A 3,312-nucleotide genomic window follows, 5' to 3' on the forward strand; every position below is an offset into this window, starting at 1 on the left:
TTTCCTTGGCCGCCTGCGCGCTGCGCTGCGCCAGCGAGCGCACTTCGCCCGCCACCACCGCGAAACCCTTGCCTTGTTCACCGGCACGAGCGGCTTCCACCGCCGCGTTCAGCGCCAGGATGTTGGTCTGGAAGGCGATGCCGTCGATGACCGAGACGATCTCGGAAATCTTGCGCGAGCTGGCCGAGATGCCGTGCATGGTGTTGACCACCTCGGCCACCGCCGAACCGCCGCGCTCGGCCACGTCCGACGCACTGGCCGCCAGCTGGTTGGCCTGGCGCGCGTTGTCGGCGTTCTGCTTGACGGTCGAGGCCAGTTGCTCCATCGAGGCCGCGGTCTCTTCCAGCGAAGCTGCCTGCTGCTCGGTGCGGCTGGACAGGTCGGTGTTGCCCGCGGCGATCTCGTGCGAACCGGTATTGATTTCGTCGACGCCGCGGCGCACCGAGGACACCGTGCGCGTCAGGCTTTCCTGCATGCGCTTGAGCGCGGCGAACAGCTGGCCGATCTCGTTGGTATTGCGGACTTCGACGCGGGCGGTCAGATCCCCGCCGGCAATGCGGTCGAAGTGATGGCCGGCATCCTTGAGCGGCTGCAGCACGCGGCGACGCAGGAACACATAGGTGGCGAACACCAGCAGCGCGGCGATCACGCCGCCGGCGCTCACCGCCAGCAGCACGAACTGGTAGCGCACCTGGGCCACCTCGAACGCGTCCAGCATCTTGCTGGCGCGCCAGAAATCAAACCCCTCGACGGCGCGGGCGAAGCGCCCTTCGAGCGCGTCCTGCACCTTCTGCACCTGCGTCTGGTAGGCCGGCATGTCGGCCTTCTCCAGCGCGGCGGTCAGCGGCTGCACGCCTTGCTGGATCAAGGCGCCGTACGAATCCTCGACTTCCTTGAGGGACTCGGCCGCCTCGGCCGGCCTGGGCAAGGTCTTGAAATAGTCGAATTCCGCCTGGCCCTTGTTCTGCGCCGCCTTGGCGCGCTCGAGCAGGCCGGCGGCCTCGCTCGACAGGCCCTGCGTCAGCAGCGTGGGCTGGCCGACGCTGCGCACGATGTCGGCATAATTGGACGAGGCCGTGCGGCCCAGGCCATTGAGGGTGTCTTTGTAGCTCGACACGACGCGGCCCAGCGCATCGTTCAGTTCTTGCGATTGCTTGATTTCCGCCAGCGTCGCGTTGCTGATGCGCAACGACAGCACGCCCAGCGCGGCTCCGATCACCAACATGAATGAGAAGAACGCCAGCACCCACAACAGGCTGCTGCGTATCGTCATGTTCGCGAAAAACTTGCGCATCACAAGCACCACTCCAGACTGAAATCGTTAAGAAAAGCGCCATATCGAATCCAATATGGCGCGCCCTACCCCTCTCTGCTGGGCGGTCGGCCGCGTAGCGGACCGAGGCGCCCGGATCCCGCCGCTCCGATCAGGAGGCGACCTTCTCCACCAGAGCCATTTCGTCGCTGGTCATCATCTTCTCGATGTCGACCAGGATCAGCATGCGTTCGTCGACCGTCCCCAGGCCCGTCAGGTACTCGGTGGACAGGGTGGCGCCGAATTCCGGCGCCGGGCGGATCTGGCCGGCGTTGAGCATCAGCACGTCCGACACGCCGTCGACCACGATGCCGACCACGCGGCGATCGAGGTTCAGGATGATGACGACGGTCTGCTCGTTGTATTCGACGCTGCCCAGGTTGAACTTGATGCGCAGGTCGACGATCGGCACGATGATGCCGCGCAGGTTGGTCACGCCCTTGATGAACGGCGGGACATTGGCGATACGGGTCACCGTGTCGGCGTCGTAGCCGCGGATTTCCTGCACCTTCAGGATGTCGATGCCGTACTCTTCGTCGCCCAGCGTGAACACCAGGAACTCGTTGCCGACATCTTCATTGCGCGCGGCTTGCGCTTGCGGTTTGGCTGCCATGGGGCTATTTCTCCATCAATTCAGAATGGCTTCGGGCTGCGACCAACGCTCACGGTTGGCGCGCGCAAGCGCAAATACGTCGACGATCAGCGCCACGCTGCCATCGCCCAGGATGGTGGCGGCGGAGATGCCGGGGACCTTGCGGTAATTCGACTCGAGGTTCTTCACCACCACCTGGTGCTGGCCGATCAGGTGATCCACCAGCAGCGCGAAACGGCGGTCCTCGGCCTGCATGATGACGGCGATGGCCTGGGTCGGGTCGGTCTGCGCCTCGCTGACCGAGAACACGCGGTGCATCTCGACCAACGGCAGGTATTCGCCGCGCACGTGCATGACGCGCTCGTTGCCGGCCACGGAGTAGATCTGGTCGTTGGTCGGCTGCAGCGATTCGGTCACATGGTTGAGCGGCAGGATGAAGGTTTCCTCGCCCACCCGCACCGACATGCCGTCCAGGATCGCCAGCGTCAGCGGCAGCACGATGCGCGTGGTGGTGCCGTTGCCCGGCTCGCACGACAGCTGCACGTGACCGCCCATGTCCTGAATGTTCCGGCGCACCACGTCCATGCCGACGCCGCGGCCGGAAATGTCGGTGACCTTCTCGGCCGTGGAGAAGCCCGGCGCGAAGATCAGTTGCCAGATTTCGTCGTCCGGCGAGTTTTCGTTGACCGGCAGGCCCTGGGCCATGGCCTTCTTGAGGATCTTTTCGCGGTTCAGGCCGGCGCCGTCGTCGCTGACTTCGATGACAATGTTGCCGCCGTTGTGCTGGGCCGACAGCACCAGCTGGCCGACCGGATCCTTGCCGGCGGCGACGCGCTTCTCGGGCGTCTCGATGCCGTGGTCCAGGCTGTTGCGCACCAGGTGCGTCAGCGGGTCGATGATGCGTTCGATCAGGCTCCTGTCGAGTTCGGTGGCGCGGCCGTAGGTCTGCAGTTCGATCTGCTTGCCCATCTTGCCGGCAATGTCGCGCACCAGGCGCGGGAAGCGGCTGAAGACGTAGTCCATCGGCATCATGCGGATCGACATGACGGCTTCCTGCAGGTCGCGCGCGTTGCGCTCGAGCTGCTCCATGCCGTTGAGCAGGCGGTCGTGCAGCACCGGATCCAGCGTCGACGCGGTCTGCGCCAGCATGGCCTGGGCGATGACCAGTTCGCCCACCAGGTTGATGACCTGGTCGACCTTTTCCACGCCCACGCGGATCGAGGTGGATTCCTTGTCGACGTGGGCCGGCGCGGCGGCGCGGCTGGTGCGCGCGGCCTGCGAGATGGCTTCGGCGGCGGCGGCGGATTCGGCCACGGCGGGCGCGGCGGCGGCCGGCGCGGCTTCAGGCGTCGCGGCGACCGGCGCGGCGGCCACGACGGGCGCCGGCGCGGCGTCGGCCACGGGCGCC

General features: G+C 66.2%; 3 protein-coding genes. All 3 read right to left on the bottom strand.

The window, feature by feature from the left end; genetic code table 11:
• A partial coding sequence (locus AOZ49_RS31430) for a methyl-accepting chemotaxis protein (protein ID WP_054479824.1) occupies nt 1-1,294 on the bottom strand: 1,294 nt, incomplete at its 3' end.
• Between the two features lie 130 nt (nt 1,295-1,424).
• Nucleotides 1,425-1,925 carry a chemotaxis protein CheW gene (gene cheW, locus AOZ49_RS31435; protein ID WP_006387513.1) on the bottom strand — a complete coding sequence of 167 codons (501 nt, stop codon included), beginning with the start codon at nt 1,923-1,925 and terminating at the stop codon, nt 1,425-1,427.
• A 15-nt stretch (nt 1,926-1,940) separates the two neighbouring features.
• Nucleotides 1,941-3,312: chemotaxis protein CheW (locus AOZ49_RS31440; RefSeq protein WP_231690500.1), on the bottom strand; the 1,372-nt coding region annotated here is incomplete at its 5' end.

Source organism: Achromobacter sp. 2789STDY5608615 (assembly GCF_001298995.1).
In the GTDB taxonomy this organism is placed as follows: domain Bacteria; phylum Pseudomonadota; class Gammaproteobacteria; order Burkholderiales; family Burkholderiaceae_B; genus Achromobacter; species Achromobacter insuavis.

Coding starts and splice junctions, on each gene's coding strand:
- cheW (WP_006387513.1), bottom strand. CDS start 1,925: ATGGCAGCCAAACCGCAAGCGCAAGCCGCGCGCAATGAAGATGTCGGC.